Origin of the sequence: Anaeromyxobacter sp. Red801 (assembly GCF_049201065.2) — a bacterium.
Classification (GTDB): domain Bacteria; phylum Myxococcota; class Myxococcia; order Myxococcales; family Anaeromyxobacteraceae; genus Anaeromyxobacter.
In genome coordinates this window covers 1,985,316-2,003,291 of the sequence record NZ_CM181236.1, presented here as the reverse complement: position 1 = coordinate 2,003,291, position 17,976 = coordinate 1,985,316, and the positions used below count along the sequence as shown (strand labels likewise).

Annotated in this window: 15 protein-coding genes; 6 read left to right on the top strand and 9 right to left on the bottom strand. The window is 76.7% G+C overall.

What is annotated here, in order from left to right:
- The first annotated feature begins 174 nt into the window (after positions 1-174).
- The 3 genes from ACOQFB_RS09130 to ACOQFB_RS09120 are packed head-to-tail and all read left to right on the top strand — an operon-like array spanning position 175 to position 2,850.
- Positions 175-765: a hypothetical protein gene (locus ACOQFB_RS09130; RefSeq protein WP_494492540.1), complete on the top strand. Its 591-nt coding sequence runs from the start codon at positions 175-177 to the stop codon at positions 763-765.
- Positions 675-1,529, top strand: a complete 855-nt coding sequence (locus ACOQFB_RS09125) for an ATP-binding protein (RefSeq protein ID WP_494492539.1) — start codon at positions 675-677, stop codon at positions 1,527-1,529. The genes ACOQFB_RS09130 and ACOQFB_RS09125 overlap by 91 nt, the downstream gene beginning before the upstream one ends.
- On the top strand, positions 1,504-2,850 hold the full coding sequence (locus ACOQFB_RS09120; protein WP_059436798.1) for a sigma-54-dependent transcriptional regulator: 1,347 nt from the start codon (positions 1,504-1,506) through the stop codon (positions 2,848-2,850). Before ACOQFB_RS09125 ends, ACOQFB_RS09120 begins: the two co-directional genes overlap by 26 nt.
- A 43-nt stretch (positions 2,851-2,893) precedes the next feature.
- Here ACOQFB_RS09120 and ACOQFB_RS09115 read toward each other — a convergent pair whose 3' ends face one another.
- Positions 2,894-3,355: a CBS domain-containing protein gene (locus tag ACOQFB_RS09115; protein WP_011420505.1), complete on the bottom strand. Its 462-nt coding sequence runs from the start codon at positions 3,353-3,355 to the stop codon at positions 2,894-2,896.
- 22 nt (positions 3,356-3,377) lie between these two features.
- Positions 3,378-3,872: a universal stress protein gene (locus ACOQFB_RS09110; protein WP_421610345.1), complete on the bottom strand. Its 495-nt coding sequence runs from the start codon at positions 3,870-3,872 to the stop codon at positions 3,378-3,380.
- Positions 3,873-4,058: 186 nt separating this feature from the next.
- Between ACOQFB_RS09110 and ACOQFB_RS09105 the strand changes: the two genes are divergently transcribed.
- Positions 4,059-6,479 carry a Lon protease family protein gene (locus ACOQFB_RS09105; protein WP_421610344.1) on the top strand — a complete coding sequence of 807 codons (2,421 nt, stop codon included), beginning with the start codon at positions 4,059-4,061 and terminating at the stop codon, positions 6,477-6,479.
- Positions 6,480-6,508: 29 nt separating this feature from the next.
- Here the strand turns inward: ACOQFB_RS09105 and ACOQFB_RS09100 are convergent, their stop codons facing one another.
- The 3 genes from ACOQFB_RS09100 to ACOQFB_RS09090 all read right to left on the bottom strand — a co-directional run bounded on the left by ACOQFB_RS09100 (position 6,509) and on the right by ACOQFB_RS09090 (position 8,082).
- Entirely contained in the window at positions 6,509-6,979 is a 471-nt protein-coding gene (locus tag ACOQFB_RS09100; protein ID WP_059436795.1) for a universal stress protein, read from the bottom strand.
- A gap of 75 nt (positions 6,980-7,054) precedes the next feature.
- On the bottom strand, positions 7,055-7,543 hold the full coding sequence (locus ACOQFB_RS09095) for a universal stress protein (RefSeq protein WP_059436794.1): 489 nt from the start codon (positions 7,541-7,543) through the stop codon (positions 7,055-7,057).
- A gap of 191 nt (positions 7,544-7,734) precedes the next feature.
- Positions 7,735-8,082: a LuxR C-terminal-related transcriptional regulator gene (locus ACOQFB_RS09090; RefSeq protein WP_059436793.1), complete on the bottom strand. Its 348-nt coding sequence runs from the start codon at positions 8,080-8,082 to the stop codon at positions 7,735-7,737.
- Between the two features lie 219 nt (positions 8,083-8,301).
- Here ACOQFB_RS09090 and ACOQFB_RS09085 point away from each other — a divergent pair, with 219 nt between their 5' ends.
- Both ACOQFB_RS09085 and ACOQFB_RS09080 read left to right on the top strand, forming a co-directional pair.
- On the top strand, positions 8,302-10,206 hold the full coding sequence (locus ACOQFB_RS09085; protein WP_421610343.1) for a chloride channel protein: 1,905 nt from the start codon (positions 8,302-8,304) through the stop codon (positions 10,204-10,206).
- A gap of 143 nt (positions 10,207-10,349) precedes the next feature.
- Positions 10,350-12,152: a glycoside hydrolase family 15 protein gene (locus tag ACOQFB_RS09080; RefSeq protein WP_421610342.1), complete on the top strand. Its 1,803-nt coding sequence runs from the start codon at positions 10,350-10,352 to the stop codon at positions 12,150-12,152.
- A gap of 15 nt (positions 12,153-12,167) precedes the next feature.
- Here the strand turns inward: ACOQFB_RS09080 and ACOQFB_RS09075 are convergent, their stop codons facing one another.
- The 4 genes from ACOQFB_RS09075 to gnd form a co-directional block, all read right to left on the bottom strand.
- Positions 12,168-14,441: an alpha,alpha-trehalose-phosphate synthase (UDP-forming) gene (locus ACOQFB_RS09075; RefSeq protein ID WP_421610341.1), complete on the bottom strand. Its 2,274-nt coding sequence runs from the start codon at positions 14,439-14,441 to the stop codon at positions 12,168-12,170.
- A gap of 153 nt (positions 14,442-14,594) precedes the next feature.
- Positions 14,595-15,326 (bottom strand): 6-phosphogluconolactonase, encoded by a 732-nt coding sequence (pgl, locus tag ACOQFB_RS09070; protein ID WP_421610340.1) that lies wholly within the window; start codon positions 15,324-15,326, stop codon positions 14,595-14,597.
- Positions 15,327-15,331: 5 nt separating this feature from the next.
- Positions 15,332-16,843 (bottom strand): glucose-6-phosphate dehydrogenase, encoded by a 1,512-nt coding sequence (gene zwf, locus ACOQFB_RS09065; RefSeq protein ID WP_421610339.1) that lies wholly within the window; start codon positions 16,841-16,843, stop codon positions 15,332-15,334.
- Positions 16,840-17,949 (bottom strand): phosphogluconate dehydrogenase (NAD(+)-dependent, decarboxylating), encoded by a 1,110-nt coding sequence (gnd, locus tag ACOQFB_RS09060; RefSeq protein ID WP_421610338.1) that lies wholly within the window; start codon positions 17,947-17,949, stop codon positions 16,840-16,842. The genes zwf and gnd overlap by 4 nt, the downstream gene beginning before the upstream one ends.
- Positions 17,950-17,976: the final 27 nt, after the last annotated feature.

Here is a 17,976-nt window from a genome sequence, read left to right as displayed (position 1 = left end):
ACACCGCAAGGACCGTGCCCCGCCGCGCTGCGGCATCGAACGCGCGCCCCGCAGGCGAATGGGCTCGTTCCACGGCCGCCGCCGTGTCGGGTCCGTGGACAGGAGCCGCCCCGATTGTCGGCCCGACGTACAGGCGGGGTGGCCGGCGGGCCCGGACCCGCAGATAATCGGGGCATGGAGATGCCGATCGCCCAGGGCCCGGATCTTGCGAAGGATCGGGGCATGGGCAGCCATGCGCAGCACGAGCACCTGCGACGCTCGAACCTGGCCGCGGCGGACGAGCGCTGGCGCCGGAGCCGGCCCGCGCTGGTGGTCGCCCTCTACGCTGCCTGGATCGCCTTCGTCGTGCTGCTCTGGTTCCAGGGCTACCCGCGCTGGCGGGTGCTCGCCCTCCTGGGCCTCCTCGGCCTCGCGCTGGCGCTGCACGCGGCGCGCGCCTGCGTCCGCGCGAACGGCCCGTTCTGCACCGCCGTGAACGCCGCCGACCTCCGCCTCCCGCTCGCCATGGCGCTCGCGTCCGTGGCGCTGACCGGCGGCCTGCGCAGCCCGCTGCTCGTCGCCCTCCCCCCACCGTCTCGGTGCTGGTGGTCCGCTGCGGCTGGCGGCGGGAGACCGCGGGAGCGCTCTGGGCCCTGGCCGCCGCCGGCCTGGTCATGCTGCTCGCGCCCGGCTGGATGGGGCCCCCGGTCCCGGAGGGCACGTTCGCGCTGGTCGCGCTGGTGGCGCTCGTCGGGACGGTGGCGGTGCACGCCGACTACGTCGTGATCCTGGGCGAGACGGTCGCCGACTCGGTCCGCGGGATGCTGCGGGCCCGCGACGAGGTGGCGAGCCAGGCGCTCACCCGCGCGCGCGAGCTCGAGCTGATGAGCTCGCAGATCTCGCACGAGCTGAAGAACCCGCTCGGCGCCATCAAGGCGCTGGTGCAGATCTCGGCCCGCGGCGCCTCGGACGGCGACACCTGCGAGCGGCTCAAGGTGGTCTCGTCGGAGGTCGAGCGCATGCGCGAGATCCTCGACGGCTACCTGTCGTTCTCGCGGCCGCTCGAGTGCCTGCAGCGCGAGGACCTCTCGCTGGGCGAGCTCGCCGACGAGGTGCTCTCGGTGCTGCAGGGCCGCGCCGCCGCCGCCGGCGTCGGCCTCCACCGGCGCGGCGACGCGCGCATCGACGCCGACCCGCGCCGCCTGAAGGAGGCGCTCCTGAACCTGATCGCGAACGCGGTGGAGGCGAGCCGCCGGGGCGACCGGGTCGAGGTGCTCGTCTCCGACCGCGGCGGCGCGGTCGAGGTGGCGGTCCGGGACACGGGCCGCGGCATGCCGCCGGCGGTCGTCGCGCGGCTCGGCACCCCCTTCTTCACCACCCGCGAGCAGGGCACCGGGCTGGGCGTCCTGCTCGCCCGGCGCGCGTTCGTCCAGCACGGCGGCACGCTCGAGTACGCGAGCGCCCCCGACGCGGGCACCACCGCAACCGGCACCCTGCCCCGGGTGCACCAGGAGGCCACCGAGAATGTCCCGGCTGCTGCTGGTCGATGACGAGCCCGCCGTGCTCTACGCGCTGAAGGAGCTGGCGCGCTCGAACGGCCACGAGCCGGTCACCGCGCGCTCCGGCGCCGAGGCGCTGGAGCGCCTCGAGGGCGTGGACGCCGTGGTCACGGACTACGCCATGCCGGAGATGGACGGCCTGCAGCTGCTGCAGGCCATCCACGAGCGCGACGCCACGCTCCCGGTGGTGGTCCTCACCGCGCAGGGGTCGGAGCGCGTGGCGGTGCGCGCCATGAAGGCCGGCGCCTACGAGTACGTCACCAAGCCCTTCGACATCGACGAGATGACGCTGGTGCTGGACCGGGCGCTCGAGACCCGCGCGCTGCGCGTCCAGAACCGCCGCCTGGCCGTCGAGAAGGCGCTCGGTCGCAGCATCGTCGGCGACGCCCCGGCCATGCAGCGGCTCCTCGACGCGGTGGCGCGCGTGGCGCCGAAGGACGTCACGGTGCTGGTGCGCGGCGAGACCGGCACCGGCAAGGAGCTGATCGCGTCCCTGCTCCACGCGCAGAGCCGCCGCGCCTCCGGCCCGCTCGTCCGCTTCAACTGCGCGGCCATCCCGGCGGAGCTGGCCGAGGCGGAGCTGTTCGGCCACGCGCGCGGCGCGTTCACCGGGGCGGTGCAGGCGCGCGAGGGGTTCTTCGCGCAGGCCGACGGCGGGACGCTGGTGCTGGACGAGGTGGGCGAGCTGCCGCTGCCGCTCCAGGCCAAGCTGCTCCGCGCGCTGCAGGAGGGCGAGATCCAGCCGGTGGGCGCCGGCCGCGTCGAGCGCGTGGACGTGCGCGTCGTGGCGGCCACGCACCGCGACCTCGCCGAGGAGGCGCGCGCCGGCCGGTTCCGCGAGGATCTGTACTACCGGCTCGCGGTGGTGGAGCTGGTGGTCCCGCCGCTCCGCGAGCACCGCGAGGACATCCCGGCGCTGGCGAAGGAGTTCGCCCGGCGCTTCGCCGCGCGCTTCGGCGTGGACGACGTCCGGCTCTCGCCGCCGCTGCTGGAGCGGCTGGCGGCGGCGGAGTGGCCCGGCAACGTGCGCCAGCTCGAGAACCAGGTGGCGCGGTTGGTGGCGCTGAGCAACGGGGGCGAGCTCGGCCCCGAGGCGCTCGAGGCGGGGGCCGCGCCCGCGGCGCGGGAGCCGGGCGTGGAGCCGCCGCCGGAGGGCGCGCTCACGCTGCACGAGCACCTCGACGCGGTCGAGCGGAACATCATCGCCAGGACGCTGGCCGCCACCGGCGGCAACCAGTCCGAGACGGCGCGCCGCCTCGGGGTGAGCCGCGGCGCGCTCATCGACCGGCTGAAGAAGTACGGCTTCGCCTAGCCCGCCGGCGCGGACCGGCGGGCCCGTCCGCGGGCGCGCGCGCTCAGTGCGGCACGAGGCCGCCGCCCGGCGGCTCCGCCGGGACGGGGCGCCGGCCCGGCTCGCGGCTCTGCTCGATCACCTCGGCCGCGAGCGCCCGGCTCACCATGGCGAGGTCGTCCACGCTGAGCAGCCCGACCAGCCGCTGCCGCGCGTCGAGCACCACCAGGCGGCGCACCGCGTGCTGCTCCATCTCGTGGGCGGCGTCGTCCAGCTCCGCGTCCGCGTAGCAGTGGATCACCTGCGGCGTCATCGCGTCGCGCACCTTCACGACGCGCGGGTCGCCGCCCTCCGCCGTGCTCCGCATCACCACGTCGCGGTCGGTGATCACGCCGAGGACCCGGTCGTGCTCCGAGACCGGCAGGATCCCGATGCCCAGCGAGCGCATCATGCGCGCCGCCTCCTGCAGCGTCGCGTCCGGGCCGATGGTCTCGGCGCGGATGGTCATCGCGTCCTTCACCCTCATGTCGGCCTCCTCGCGCGCTCGCCTAGGGGAGCTCGGCCCACGCCGGGTCCGCGACGGTCCGCGCGGTCGCGCACGTCTCCTTGGTCCGCACCACCACCACCGTGCAGGGCGCCTGGCGCACCACCCGCTCCGCCACCGAGCCGAGGACGAGGTGCTTCAGCCCGGTGCGTCCGTGCGTGCCCACCACCAGCAGGTCCACGCACTCGTCCCGCGCGTGCCGCAGGATCTCCACCGCCGGGGTGCCGGCGAGCACCTTGGTGTGCACCGGCCGGCCCAGCCTGCGCTCCGCGTCGCCCCGCCACGCCGCGATGTCGCGCTCGAGGTCCACCGCCACCAGCTCGAACAGCGCCCGCGGCGGCACCAGCATGTCGGCCGCGGCGGCCACCGGCAGCTCGTGCACGTGCACCAGCTCCAGCTCCGCCTCGAAGCGCCGCGCCAGGTCCGTCGCCTCCACCATCGCGAAGCGGGAGGCCTCCGAGAAGTCGACCGCGCAGCAGATCTTCATCCGTTCCACCATCCTTCCCACCTCCCGCCGTCGAGCGTACGCCCTTCGCGCGGGCGCGCCCGCTGCCACCCGGGGGACTCCGGCGCGGCCTGCGGCCGCGGGTCGCCGCCCCCCGTCGCGGGCGAGGCACCCGGCCGCACCCGCACGCCGCCGCTCCGGCGGGCGCGTACACTGGCAGGACGGAACGGGGGGTGTCGCATGGCGATCGCGCCGCTGTCGGCCGGGGCGCTGCGGGACCGGGGGCTCGCCCCTGAGGTCGCGTTCCAGACGACCGAGGACCTCGAGGATCTCGACGAGCCGCTGGGGCAGGCGCGCGCGGTGGAGGCGCTGGCGCTCGCGGTGGCGATCCACGGCGAGGGCGGGAACGTGTTCGTCACCGGCCCCCCGGGCGCGGGGAAGCGCGCGCTGGTGCGCCGCCGCCTGGAGCGGGCCGCGCTGGACGCGCCCACCCCGTCGGACTGGTGCTACCTGAACGGCTTCGGGGATCCCCGCCGGCCGAGGGCGGTGGAGCTGCCGCCCGGGCGCGCGGTCGCGCTGCGCGCCGACCTGGACCGGCTCATCGATGAGCTCCGGCTCGCCCTCCCCGCGGCGTTCGAGAGCCCGCACCACCGGGCGCGCCTCCAGGCGCTGGAGAAGGAGCTGGAGGAGGCGCGCGAGCGCGCCATCGAGGAGGTGCGCCGCCACGCCGAGGCGTGCAGCGTGGCCCTGGCCCGGACGCCGGTGGGCTACGGCTTCGCGCCGGTGCACGACGGCGCGGTGGTGGAGCCGGACGCGTTCCGCCAGCTCCCGGACGACGTGCAGGAGCGCTTCAAGCGCGACATCGAGCGGCTCCAGGACGAGCTGCAGGCGGTGCTGCGCGGGATGCCCGCGCTGGAGCGGCGCCACCGCGAGCGGGTGAAGGCCGCCAACCGCGAGGCGGCGCTGGCCGCGGCCGGCGGGCTGCTGGAGGACGTGCGCCGCCGGTGGGCCGACCTCCCGGAGGTGCTCGACCACCTCGCCGCGGTCGAGCGCGACGTGGTGGACAACGTGCAGGAGTTCCTGTCCGGCGCCGAGGGCGACGGCGACGTGCCCTCGCAGGTGCGCAAGCTCCTCTCCGAGACCCCGGCGCTGCGCCGGTACGGCGTGAACGTGATGGTGGATCGCTCCGACCAGGCCGGCGCGCCGGTGGTGTTCGAGGACCTGCCCAACGTCGCGAACCTGGCCGGCCGCGTCGAGCACCACGCGCACTTCGGCACCCTGGTCACCGACTTCACCCTGATCCGGTCCGGGGCGCTCCACCGGGCCAACGGCGGCTGGCTGATCCTCGACGCGCGGCGGCTGCTGGCGCAGCCGTTCGCCTGGGACGAGCTGAAGCGGGCGCTCCGCTCCCGCGAGATCCGCATCGAGCCGCCCGAGCGGCTCCTCGGCCTGGGCGGCACCTCCACCCTCGAGCCCCAGCCCATCCCGCTGGAGGTGAAGGTGGTGCTCATCGGCGACCGGCTCCTGCACCACCTGCTCTGCCTGTACGACCCGGAGTTCTCGCAGCTGTTCCGGATCCAGGCGGACTTCGAGGACGAGATCGCGCGGTCGGCCGACGCCGACCTCGGCTTCGCCCGGCTGGTGGCGACCATCGCGCGCCGGGGCGGGCTGCGGCCGCTGGACCGCCCCGCGGTGGAGCGCGTGCTGCGGGAGTCCTGCCGCCGCGCCGGCGACGCGACCCGCATCAGCGCCGACGTGTCCTCGCTGGAGGACCTGCTGCGCGAGGCGGACCACCGCGCCGCGGCCGACGGGCGGCCGGCGGTGGCGCCGGCGGACGTGGAGCGCGCCGCCCGCGCCCACGAGCGGCGCTCCGGGCGGATCCGCGAGCGGCTGCTGGAGGAGGTGCTGCGGGGGACGCTGCGGGTCGAGACCGCGGGCGCGCGCGTCGGCCAGGTGAACGGGCTCTCGGTGGCGTCCTCCGGCGGCGTGGCGTTCGGGCGCCCCACCCGCATCAGCGCCCGGGTCCGGCTCGGGCGCGGCGAGGTGGTGGACATCGAGCGCGAGGTCGAGCTGGGCGGGCCGCTGCACTCGAAGGGCGTGCTGATCCTGGCCGGCTACCTCGGCGGCCGGTACTGCCGCGGCCGACCGCTCACGCTCGCGGCCACGCTGGTGATGGAGCAGTCCTACGGCGGCGTGGAGGGCGACAGCGCCTCGTCGGCCGAGCTGTACGCGCTCTTGTCGGCGATCGCCGAGACGCCCCTCCGCCAGTCGCTCGCGGTGACCGGCTCGGTGGACCAGCTCGGGCGCGTGCAGGCGGTGGGCGGCGTCACCGAGAAGGTGGAGGGCTTCTTCGAGGTCTGCCGGGCGCGCGGGCTCACCGGCGAGCAGGGCGTGCTGGTGCCGGCCGCGAACGTGCCGCACCTCGTGCTCCGCGACGAGGTGCTCGCCGCGGTGGCCGAGGAGCGGTTCCGGATCTTCCCGGTCGAGACGGTGGAGGAAGGCATGGAGCTGCTGACGGGGCTGCCGCCCGGCGCGCCCGACGCGGAGGGCCGGTTCCCGGTGGGCACGCTCGACGCGCGCGTGGCCGCCAGCCTGGACGCGCTGGCCGCGAGGGCGCGGGCGTTCGCGGCGTCCTCCCGCGGGGAGGAGCCGCGCCCCTGACCTCCGCGCTCCCGGGGCCGCCGGCCGCCTCAGAGGGCGGCGGCCGCCTCGACGGCGTGCGCGGGCTGGTGCGCGACCAGCACCTGGCACGGCGCCTCGCGCACCACGCGCGCCGCCACCGCGCCGCCCACGGTGCGCCCGAGGCGCCGGTGCGGGTGCGCGCCGATCACCACCAGATCGTACCCGCCCTCGCCCAGCTCCCGCAGGATCTCGCCCGCCGCGCCGCCGCTCGCGAGCAGCGCCCGCACCGGCCTGCCCACCATGCCCTGCGCGACGCCGCGCCAGCGCTGCAGCTCCGCGCCGAGCCGCTGCGCCTGCGCCTCCAGCCGCGCGGGATCGCGGGCCGCCGCGCGCGCCTCCGCCCTCGCGAGCGGCTCGTGGACGTGCACCAGCGCCAGCTCGGCGCCGGTGCGATGGGCCAGGTCCGCGGCCGTCGTGACCGTGGCGCGCGACGCCTCGCTGAGATCGACCGCGCAGAGGATCCGGTGCCAGGACCGCATGGCGCCTCCCCGGGCGCGCCGGTGCGCGCCCTTCCCGGCCTCCCGCCCGCGCCGGCGCGGCGGGGCAGGCCGGGGTCAGTGGTACTGCGCGGCCTCGGCCGCGACGTCCTCGTGCGCCGCCTCGGCGCCGCTCCGCACCACCAGCACCGGGCACGGCGCCCGGCGGGCCACCGCCTCCGCCACCGAGCCCAGCACCAGCCGGCGGAGGCCGCTCCGGCCGTGGGTGGCGATCACCAGGAGATCCGTCCCGTGCTCCGCGGCGAAGCGGGGGATCTCGTCCTCCGGCTGGCCCGGGGCGACGTGCGTGGACACCGGCGCGCCGAGGAGCCGCTCCGCCTCGCCGCGCCAGGCCGTGACGGTCCCCTCGACCTCCTCGGCGATGATCGGCCCGAGGTCGCGGGCGGCGACCAGCATGTCCGTCGCCATCGCCGGCGGCGAGACGTAGACGTGCAGCAGCGTCAGCTCCGCACCCATGAGGCGGGCGAGCTCCGCCGCCTCGTGCATCGCGCGGCGCGACGGCTCCGAGAAATCGACCGCGCAGCAGATCTTCTTCCAGCCGGCCATGGCGCACCTCCGGATCCCCCGGCGCTCGGCCCCGGTCCGCGGCGGGCGCCGGCTGGACCAGTCCGATTGTACGCCCGCCCACCGGGCGGAGCGCACGTCTGTGGGGGGGACCCGGAGGCGGGGCGAGGGCGCCGCCGCGCAGCGCGCGCACGCGCGTGCGCCGGCGCGCCGGTCCGCTCGCCCGCGCCGGCTCAGCGGGCCGCGATGAGCGTCGGCGCGCTCGCGGCGGCCGGGTCCTGCGGCTGCGCGGGGGCGACCGGGCGCGGCTCGATCCGCTCGCCGGCGGCGAGCATGCGGAGCGAGAGCGCCAGCAGCTCGGAGATCAGCTCGCCGGAGCCGGGGACGTCCAGCTTGCGGTAGATGCGCTTGCGGCGGGCCCGGATGGTCTCGGGGGAGACGTTGGCGGCGGCCGCGGAGTCCTTGCACGCGAAACCCTGGGCCAGCCGGAGCACCTCCGCGCGCTCGGCGGGCGTCAGGCTGCGGCCCTCCAGGTACTTGGCGGTGAACGGCGTGAGGATCTCGACGTCGATGTGAGGCATGGGCTCTGCTTCCTTCCCCGGAACGTGTCCGGCCGTCTCGGCGCCGCCCGGGTCCCCGATCCACCCCTGGACCCCACCCCGGGCGGCCGCCCTGGTGAACGCCACGTTAGGCACCATCCAGCCGGGCGCCACGCCCCATATGGTACACCCACATGAAAGTTCGCGGGGTTGAACGCCGCGCTCGCCCCCCGAGCGGCCGCGAATAGAATGCCCGGACCCATGCCGGACCCAGCGCGGGAGGACCGAAGGCCGCTCACCGCCCGCGCCCTGCGCGCCGGCCTGGCGTGGATGACGCCGCTCGGCGGCCCCCTCGACCTCCGGCTCCTGGGCCGCACCCTGCTGCACGCGGCGGTGCTGGGCTGCGTGGCGGGCCTGGTGGGCGCGGGCTTCTTCGCCGCGCTCGAGCTCGGGCAGCGCCTGCTGCTCGGCGGGCTCGCCGGGTACCTGCCGCTCCGCGCCGCCGGCGAGCTCGTCTTCGGGAGGGAGCCGGCCGGACCCCTGCGCCCCTGGGTGCTGGTCCTGCTGCCCGCGCTCGGCGGGCTGGCGAGCGGGCTCGTCACCGCGAAGCTCGCGCCCGAGTGCGGGGGCGGCGGCGGCGACGCCACCATCGACGCCTACCACCTCCACGGCGCGCGCATGCGCGCGCGGGTGGCGCCGGTGAAGGCGCTCGCGTCGGTCCTGACGCTCGCCACCGGCGGCGCGGGCGGCCGCGAGGGGCCGACCATGCAGATCGGCGGCGCGCTCGGCGCGCTCACCGGCCGGCTGCTGCCCACCAGCCCGCGCGAGCGGCGCATCCTGATGGTCGCGGGGGTGGCGGCCGGCATCTCGGCGGTCTTCCGGACGCCGCTCGGGGCCGCCCTGCTCGCGGTCGAGATGCTCTACCGCGACGACTTCGAGTCCGACGCCCTGGTGCCCGCCATCCTGGCGAGCGTGGTCGCGTACTCGCTGGTCGCGTCCATCTACGGCGAGGCCACGCTGTTCGGCCGCCTCCCGGCGTTCCCGTTCGTGCCGCGCCACCTCCCGCTGTACGCGCTGCTCGCGCTCCTCGTCTCGCTCGGCGCGGTGGCGTTCGCGGTGAGCCTGCGCACGGTGGCGCGGGTGTTCCGGCGGCTGCCCGGGCCGGCCTGGCTGCGGCCGGCCGTGGGCGGGCTGCTCATGGGCGGGTTCGCCACCGCGATCATCCTGCTCGTCGGTCACCTGTACGGCGCCGAGGACCGCGGCATCGGGCTGCTCGGCGGCGGCTACGGCGCGGTGCAGGCCGCCATCGCCGGCTCCCCGGGCATGCAGCCCGGGTGGTCGCTGGTCGTCCTCCTGCTCGGCCTCGCCGCCGCGAAGGTGGTGGCGGCCTCGCTCACCATCGGCTCGGGCGGCTCCGCCGGCGACTTCGCCCCGGCGCTCACCATCGGCGGCCTGCTGGGCGCGGCGTTCGGCCACGGGGCCGCGCTCCTCACCGGCGATCCCACGCTCCAGCCGGCCGCGTTCGTGCTGGTGGGGATGGGCACGCTGTACGGCGGGCTGGCGCACGTGCCGCTCTCGGCGCTGGTGCTGGTGTCGGAGCTGGCCGGCAGCTACGACCTGCTCGTCCCCATGATGCTCTCCATCGGCGTGGCATACGTGGCGCTGCGGCGCTGGACGCTCTACCCCGCGCAGCCGCGCAACCAGCGCGAGTCGCCGGCGCACCCGGAGCTGCGCGCCCGCGACCTGCTCGCCCGCGTCACCGTCCGCGACGTGGCGGTGCCCGCCGAGGCCGGGCCGGCCGAGGCGGGCGCGCGGCTCGCCGAGGGGCTGGCGGCGGCCGGCCACACCTCCCGCCAGCGCGTGCTGCCGCTGCTCGGCCCCGCCGGCGCGTGGGCGGGGATCGCCGACGTGGACGCGATCCGCGCGGCCGCCGCCGACCCGCACCTCGGCTGGGCGGTGCTCGCCGACGTGGCGGCGCGGTGGACCGCGGTGGCGCCCGAGACCACGCTCGCCCGCGTGGGCGAGCTGCTGGTGGACAGCGGGCTGCGCCAGCTGCCGGTGCTCGAGGGTGGCCGGGTGACCGGCTACGTCGGCGAGGCGGAGATCGCGCGGGTGTTCCTGCAGGCGATCGCCGATCCGCCTGCTCGCCACCCTGCCGGCGCCTGACGAGCGCCCTCCTGCTGCGCCCCATCTCCCGCGCGCACCGGCGCGCGGCCGGGCGCATCCATTGGGATGGGGCGACGGGCGGAGGGTCCCGGGCCGCGCGGCATGCCGCCGCCGGCCGGGCCGGACCGCCGCGGAGGTGCCGGGTGGCGCAGCGGCTGGAAGAGTACGCGATGGTCGGCGACGCGCAGAGCGCGGCGCTCGTCGGGCGGGACGGCTCGGTGGACTGGCTGTGCTGGCCCCGCTTCGACTCCGACGCCTGCTTCGCCGCGCTCCTCGGCGCGCCGGAGCACGGCCGCTTCTCCCTCCGCCCGGCGGGCGAGGTGCGCGCGGTGCGCCGCGCCTACCGGCCGGGCACGCTGGTGCTCGACACCGAGCTGTCCACCGCCGAGGGCGCGGTGCGGATCGTGGACTTCATGCCGCCGCGCGGCGCCGCGCCCGACCTGGTGCGCCTGGTCCAGGGGCTCCGCGGGCGGGTGGAGCTCGACCTGGAGCTCTCGCCGCGCTTCGGGTACGGGGCGCGCCGCCCGTGGATCCGCGGCCGGGGGCGCCACCTCTCCGCGAGCGCCGGCCCGGACACGCTGCACCTCATCGGCGAGGTCCCGCTCCGCGCCGAGCACGGCACCATCCGCGCCCGGTTCGCGGTGGCCGCCGGCGAGTCGGCGCCGTTCGTGCTCACCTGGCACCCGTCGCACGAGCCCGCGCCCACGCCGCCGGAGCCCGGCGCGGCGCTGGAGGCGACCGAGGCGTGGTGGCGCCGCTGGTCGGGGCGCTGCACCGCGGGCGGCCGCTGGCACGCGCTGCTGGTGCAGTCGCTGGTGGTGCTGAAGGCGCTCACCTACGCGCGCACCGGCGGGATCGTGGCCGCGCCCAGCACCTCGCTCCCGGAGGCGCCCGGGGGCGTGCGCAACTGGGACTACCGGTTCTGCTGGCTGCGCGACGCCACCTTCACGCTCCTCGCGCTCATGGGCGCCGGCTACGTGGACGAGGCGCGCGCCTGGCGCGACTGGCTGCTGCGCGCGGTCGCGGGCCAGCCGGAGGACCTGCAGATCATGTACGGCATCGCGGGCGAGCGGCGGCTCACCGAGCTCGAGCTGCCGTGGCTCCCGGGCTACGAGGGCGCGCGCCCGGTGCGGATCGGCAACGCCGCCTCCTCGCAGCTCCAGCTCGACGTGTTCGGCGAGGTGCTGGACTGCCTGCACCAGGCGCACCTGTCCGGCCTCCCCTTCAGCGCCGATGCCTGGACCGTGCAGCGCGCGCTGCTCGACTGGCTCGAGTCGCACTGGGACGATCCCGACGAGGGCATCTGGGAGATCCGCGGGCCGCGCCGGGACTTCACGCACTCGAAGGTCATGGCCTGGGTGGCGGTGGACCGCGCGCTGCGCTCGGCGCGCGCCGGGCGGCTCGACGGCCCGCTCGATCGCTGGCGGGCGCTGCGGGCGCGCATCCACGCGGAGGTGTGCGCCCGCGGCTACGACGCGGAGCGCGGCGCGTTCACGCAGGCGTTCGGGTCGAAGGCGCTCGACGCCAGCCTGCTCCTGGTGCCGCAGGTGGGGTTCCTGCCGATCACCGATCCGCGCGTGGGCGGGACGATCGCCGCGATCGAGCGCGAGCTGACCGAGGGCGGCCTGGTGCACCGGTACGACAGCCGCACCGGCGTGGACGGCCTCCCGCCCGGCGAGGGGGTGTTCCTGGCGTGCACGCTCTGGCTCTCGGACGCGCTCCGCATGCAGGGGCGGCACGCCGAGGCGGCCCGCTACTTCGAGCGCGTGGTGGGGCTCGCGAACGACGTCGGGCTGCTCGCCGAGCAGTGGGACCCGGTCCAGCGCCGGCTGGTGGGCAACTTCCCGCAGGCGTTCTCGCACGTGGCGCTGGTCAACGCCGCGCTGGGCCTGAGCGGCCCGGCGCCGCACCGCTCCGGGCGCTGCCCGGAGGGCGACTGCGACTGAGCCCCGGCCCCGCGCTCAGCGCCGCCCGCCGGCCTCGCCCGGCACGGTCCGGAACGGCACCGTGATGCGCCCGGAGACGCGGTCGCGCTTGCGCAGCCGGCCCGCGTCCACCAGCATGCGCCCGGCCCAGCGGTACACGTTGAACTCGGACACGAAGGTGCGCAGCGCCCGCATGCGCTCGCGCTGCTCCTCGCGCGGCATGGCCAGCGCCGCGGCCAGCGCCGAGCTGGCCTCCTCGAGATCGTACGGGTTCACCAGCAGCGCCTCGCCCAGCTCGCGCGACGCGCCGGTGAAGCGGGAGAGCACGAGCACCCCCGCCTCGTCGTCGCGGGCGGCCACGAACTCCTTCGCGACCAGGTTCATGCCGTCGTGCAGCGAGGAGACGTAGCAGAGGTCCGCGGCGCGGTAGTAGCGGAACACCGTGGGCGGCTCGTGGTGCTCCCGGAGCAGCACGATGGGCCGGTAGGAGCCCTCGCCGAACCGCTCGTTCACCCGCTGCGCCACCTCCTCCACGCTCCGGTTCAGCTCCTGGTAGCGCGGGATGCGCGTGCGGCTGGGCGCGGCGAGCTGCGCGAACGTGAACCGGCCCCGGAACTGCGGGAAGCGCTCCAGCAGCCGCTCCACCGCCAGCAGCCGCTCCTCGATGCCCTTCGTGTAGTCGAGCCGGTCGATGCCGACGCCCAGCAGCGCGTCGGGCGCGAGGCCGAGGTCGGCGAAGACGCGCTCGCGGCAGATGGGCGCGGCGGGCGCGTCCGCCGCCCAGCGGGTGGGCCAGTCGATCGAGATCGGGTAGGCGCGGACCAGCGTCTCCTGGCCGCCCAGCACCACGCTCTGGCGCTCGCGGTCGAGCCGCGCCTCCAGGTAGCGGTCCACCGAGTCGAGGAAGTTGTTGCAGTGCGCCTGGACGTGGAACCCGAGGATGCTCGAGCCGAGCATGCCCTCCAGGATCTCGGGGCCCCACGGGCAGATCCCGAAGCGCTCGGAGTTGGGCCACGGGATGTGCCAGAACGTGATGATGGTCGCGCGCGGCAGCCGCTCGCGGATCATCCGGGGCAGCAGCGCGAAGTGGTAGTCCTGCACCAGCACCACCGGATCCGGGCCGGTCGCCTCCTCGCACACCGCGTCGGCGAACTTGCGGTTCGCGTCGCGGTAGGCGGCGAAGTCGGCGCCGCGGAACGTCGGCCGGGTGTGCGCCACGTGGCACAGCGGCCACAGCCCCTCGTTCGAGAAGCCGTAGTAGTAGCCCTCCTCCTCCGCCGCGGTGAGCCACACGCGCCGCAGCGTGTAGGCGGGGTCGTCGGGCGGCACGCGCACGCGGGCGTGCCGGTCCACCACCTCCCGGTCGGCCGAGCCGCTGCCGTGCGCGATCCAGGTGCCGCCGGTGGCGTGGACCACCGGCTCCAGCGCGGTGACGAGGCCGCTGGCCGGGTGCTGCACCCGGAGCGTCCCGTCGCGCCGCTCGTGGATGTAGGGCTCGCGGTTGGCGACCACGATCACCTCGCTGCCGGGGAGGTGCCGGGCGAGCGCGTCGCGCAGCCGCGCCGGCGACCAGAGCCCCGCCCTGCCCTCCGACTGCTCCGCCGCGAGCTCCGAGACCAGGGCGCGCACGTCGGACAGCAGCGGCTGGAACTCGCGCCGGGTGCGCGGCGGGGCCGACGGCCCCGGCATCAGCCAGGTCGCCCGGAGCACGCGCTGCAGCTCCGCGCTCCACCCGCGCCACGAGAAGCGCGCCGCGAGCGTGGTCGCGACCGCCGCGGCCAGCGCCACGATCGCGAACGCGACCGCCAGGAACCCGCGCGTCTGCTCCTCGCGCGTCGCCACCCAGCTCATGTCGTGCACCAGCGCCACGAACCCGAGCGGCCCGTCCGCGTCCGCCAGCGGCACCGCGGTGAGGTGCACGCGGCTGTCGCCGTAGGGCGCCTCGAACGCCCATGTGGTGGGCGAGGCCGCGCCCGCGGAGGCGTGCGCCCGGATCCGGCCGCAGTCGAACGGCGCCGGATACTCGGACGTGCTCGCGACGAGCGCGCCCTCGGGATCGCAGGCCGCCGCGCCGAGCACCCGCTCGTCCCGGGCCACCTCGCCGAGGATGCGGCGCACCCGCGCACGCTCCCCCTTGCGGAGCGCCCGCTCCAGCCCGTCCCGGGCCCCGGAGACCGCCAGCTCCGCCCGCATGCGCGTGTCGCGGTCGAACCAGCGCCGGGCCGTGTGCTCCACGAGGACCGACGCCCCCCAGGCGATGGCGCCCAGGAGGAGCATCAGCGGGACGAGGACCTTCAAGACCGCGCGCATCGGACCATCCTATGTCCGGTCGGTTGGCCCTCCAACCGCCTGCGGGGGACCCTGCGCCAGGAGGACGCACCGGCCGCGGGGTCCCTCCGACGCCGCCTCGGCGGGCGAGCGGCCGGGCCCCGGCGCGGCGCGACCCCGCCCGGGCGCCCGCCGCTACGCCAGGGACGCCTCGTCCGCGAGCACGAGCAGCGCGCCGTCGAGCGGGCGCACCCGCGCCGCCGGGATCGCGGGCGGCCCGGCGGCCAGGAGCCGCCCGAGCGCGGCGCGCTTGCCGGCACCCGACACGAGGAACGCGATCGCGCGGGCCCGCTCCAGCACCGGCAGCGTGAGCGTGACGCGGTGAGCGCCCACCGCGGGCACGAACGGCGCCGCCACCCAGCGCGCCCGCTCGTCCAGCGCCGGGCTGCCCGGGAACAGCGACGCGGTGTGGCCGTCGGCCCCGAGCCCGAGCAGCACGAGGTCGAGGCGCGGCGGGGCTCCGTCGGGCTCGGCGGCCCGCCGCAGCGCCGCCTCGTACCGCGCGGCCGCCTCCGCGGGCGGCCGCTCGCCCTCGATGCGGTGGACCGCGGCGGGCGCGACGCGGTCGAGCAGGGCCTCGCGCGCCATGCGGTAGTTCGAGTCGGGGTGGTCCGGCGGGACGCAGCGCTCGTCGCCGAACCACACCTCCGTGCGCGCCCACGGCACCCGGCCGCGCCAGGGCGCCGCCGGATCCGCGAGGACCTCGTACAGCGCCCGCGGCGTGCTCCCGCCCGCGAGCGCGACCGCGAAGCGCCCCCGCGCGGCCACGGCCTCGCCGGCGCGCCGCGCCACCTCCTCGGCGGCGGCGCGCGCCAGCCCCGCCGGGTCGGCGGCGCGCACCAGCGTGGGCCCTGGCGGAGGCGCCACGGCGCTCACTCCCGGTCCGCCCAGCGCCGCCCGTCGCGCGCGAGCAGCTCGCTCGCCGTCGCGGGTCCCCAGCTCCCGGCGGCGTAGTTGGGGAAGTCGCGCGCCGGCAGCGTGGACCAGACGTCGAGCACCGGGGTGGCGATGCGCCAGCTCGCCTCCACCATGTCGGCGCGGTGGAACAGCGTCGCGTCGCCGATCATGGCGTCGTGGAGCAGCCGCTCGTACCCGGTGGCGGGCGGCAGGCCGCCGAAGTCGGCGTAGCTGAAGTCGAGCCGCACCGGCTGGAGCTGGATCGACGGCCCGGGCCGCTTCGCCTTCATGGAGATGCAGATGGCCTCCTCCGGCTGGATGAGGATGTCGAGCCGGTTCGGCTCGATGCCCTCCACGCCCGCCTCCTGGAACAGGAGCAGCGGCGGCCGCCGGAACTGGATGGAGATCTGCGTGTCGCGCCGCGCGAGCCGCTTGCCGGCGCGCACGTAGAACGGCACCCCGGCCCAGCGCCAGTTCTCCACCTGGAGCTTCAGCGCGGCGTAGGTCTCGGTCTGCGAGGCCGGCGACACGCTCGGCTCGGCCCGGTACCCGGGCACCTTCTGGCCGCCCAGGTAGCCCTCGCCGTACTGGCCGCGCACCGTGTTCCGCAGCACGTCCTCCGGCGACATGGGCCGGATCGACTCCAGCACCTTGGTCTTCTCGTTGCGCACTGCCTCGGCGCCGAGCGTGGAGGGCGGCTCCATCGCCACGAGCGTGAGCAGCTGCAGGATGTGGTTCTGGACGATGTCGCGGAGCGCGCCGGCCTGCTCGTAGTAGTCGCCCCGCCCCTCCACCCCCAGCTCCTCGGCCACCGTGACCTGCACGTGGTCCACGTAGCGGCGGTTCCAGATCGGCTCGAAGATGCCGTTCGCGAACCGGAACACCATCAGGTTCTGGACCGTCTCCTTCCCGAGGTAGTGATCGATCCGGTAGATCTGCTCCTCGCGCACCACCGTGGCGAGCTCGCGGTTCAGCGCCGCCGCCGAGTCGAGGTCGCGGCCGAACGGCTTCTCGATCACCACCCGCCGCCACCCCGCGCTCTCCCCGAGCAGCCCCGCCGCGCCCAGCCCGCGCACGATGTGGCAGAACTCGGTGGGCGGCGTGGCCAGGTAGAACAGCGCGTTGCCCGCGGTCCCGTGCTTCTGCGCCGCGTGCGCGAGCGCGCCGCCGATCCGCTCGTAGGTGGCGGGGTCCTCGAAGTCCCCCTGCACGTGGTGGACGCGCTCGGCGTACTCCGACCAGATCGCGTCGTCCACCGGCCGCGTCGCGAAGGTGCGGAGCGCGCCGGTGACCGCGTCGCGGTAGGCGGCGTCGTCGAGCGCCCGGCGCGAGACGCCCACGATGGCGAAGTCGCGCGGCAGCAGCCCGTTCAGGCGCAGGTTGTAGAGCGACGGCAGGAGCTTGCGCCGGGCGAGGTCGCCCATCGCGCCGAAGATCACGAACGCGCAGGGGTCGCCGGGGCGGTCGCTGGCAGGGGGCGCGGTCACCGCGAGCCTCCCTTCACCGCCTCGTGGTGCCCGCCGAACCCGCGGCGCATCGCGCTCAGCAGCTTCTCGCCGAAGGTGTTCGCCCGGCGCGAGCGGAAGCGCGCGAACAGCGCCGCGGAGAGCGCCGGGGCCGGCACGCCCTCCTCCACCGCCGCCTGGATGGTCCAGCGCCCCTCGCCGGAGTCGGCCACCGCGCCCTCGAACGCGTCCAGCCCGGGGTCGCGCGCCAGCGCCGCGGCGGACAGGTCGAGCAGCCAGGAGGTCACCACGCTCCCGCGCCGCCACAGCTCGGCCACCTCGGCGAGGTCGAGCCGGTAGCGGATCGCCTCCGGCAGCCCCTCGCCGGCAGCGCCCCGCAGCAGGTCGAAGCCCTCCGCGTACGCCTGCATGAGGCCGTACTCCACGCCGTTGTGGATCATCTTCACGAAGTGGCCGGCGCCGGCCGGGCCGCAGTACAGGTAGCCCTCCTCGGCGGTCCCGCCCGCGGTGCGCCCGGGCGTGGGCGGCGCCGAGGCGCGGCCGGGCGCGAGCGTCCGGAGCACCGGCTCCAGCCGGTCGAACGCCTCGCGGTCGCCGCCCACCATCAGGCAGTAGCCGCGCTCCAGCCCGGCCACCCCGCCGCTCGTCCCGGCGTCGAGGAACCGCACGCCGCGCGCCCGCAGCAGCTCGGCCCGGCGCACGTCGTCCTTGAACCAGGAGTTCCCCCCGTCCACCACCACGTCGCCGGGCCCGAGCCGCTCCGCCAGCGCCGCGATCGCCTGCTCGGTGGGCGCGCCCGCCGGCACCATCAGCCAGACCGCGCGCGGCGGGGCGAGCGCCGCCACCAGGGCGTCCAGCGAGGCGGCCCCGGCCCCGCCGTCGGCCGCCAGGTCCGCCACCGCGCGCGCGTCCGGGTCGAACCCGACCACCCGGTGCCCTCCGCGGAGCAGCCTGCGGGCCATCCGGCCGCCCATCCGTCCCAGGCCCACCATCCCGATGTCCATGCCGCCTCCCGTCGTTGACGTGGGGCAAGCGTAAGCGGACGGAACGCCGCCCGCCCGGACGGATTCCAGCACCCGTGGGGTCGCGCGGAGGGGCGCGACCCGCGTGCGCGGCGCGGCGCGCATCACCCGCGGTGCGGCCTCCGGCGCGCG

Bases quoted from the DNA above. Each gene is read 5' to 3' on its own strand.
- ACOQFB_RS09130 (WP_494492540.1), top strand. From the start codon at position 175: ATGGAGATGCCGATCGCCCAGGGCCCGGATCTTGCGAAGGATCGGGGC.
- ACOQFB_RS09125 (WP_494492539.1), top strand. From the start codon at position 675: ATGGGGCCCCCGGTCCCGGAGGGCACGTTCGCGCTGGTCGCGCTGGTG.
- ACOQFB_RS09120 (WP_059436798.1), top strand. From the start codon at position 1,504: ATGTCCCGGCTGCTGCTGGTCGATGACGAGCCCGCCGTGCTCTACGCG.
- ACOQFB_RS09115 (WP_011420505.1), bottom strand. From the start codon at position 3,355: ATGAGGGTGAAGGACGCGATGACCATCCGCGCCGAGACCATCGGCCCG.
- ACOQFB_RS09110 (WP_421610345.1), bottom strand. From the start codon at position 3,872: ATGGTGGAACGGATGAAGATCTGCTGCGCGGTCGACTTCTCGGAGGCC.
- ACOQFB_RS09105 (WP_421610344.1), top strand. From the start codon at position 4,059: ATGGCGATCGCGCCGCTGTCGGCCGGGGCGCTGCGGGACCGGGGGCTC.
- ACOQFB_RS09100 (WP_059436795.1), bottom strand. From the start codon at position 6,979: ATGCGGTCCTGGCACCGGATCCTCTGCGCGGTCGATCTCAGCGAGGCG.
- ACOQFB_RS09095 (WP_059436794.1), bottom strand. From the start codon at position 7,543: ATGGCCGGCTGGAAGAAGATCTGCTGCGCGGTCGATTTCTCGGAGCCG.
- ACOQFB_RS09090 (WP_059436793.1), bottom strand. From the start codon at position 8,082: ATGCCTCACATCGACGTCGAGATCCTCACGCCGTTCACCGCCAAGTAC.
- ACOQFB_RS09085 (WP_421610343.1), top strand. From the start codon at position 8,302: ATGCCGGACCCAGCGCGGGAGGACCGAAGGCCGCTCACCGCCCGCGCC.
- ACOQFB_RS09075 (WP_421610341.1), bottom strand. From the start codon at position 14,441: ATGCGCGCGGTCTTGAAGGTCCTCGTCCCGCTGATGCTCCTCCTGGGC.
- gnd (WP_421610338.1), bottom strand. From the start codon at position 17,949: ATGCGCGCCGCGCCGCGCACGCGGGTCGCGCCCCTCCGCGCGACCCCA.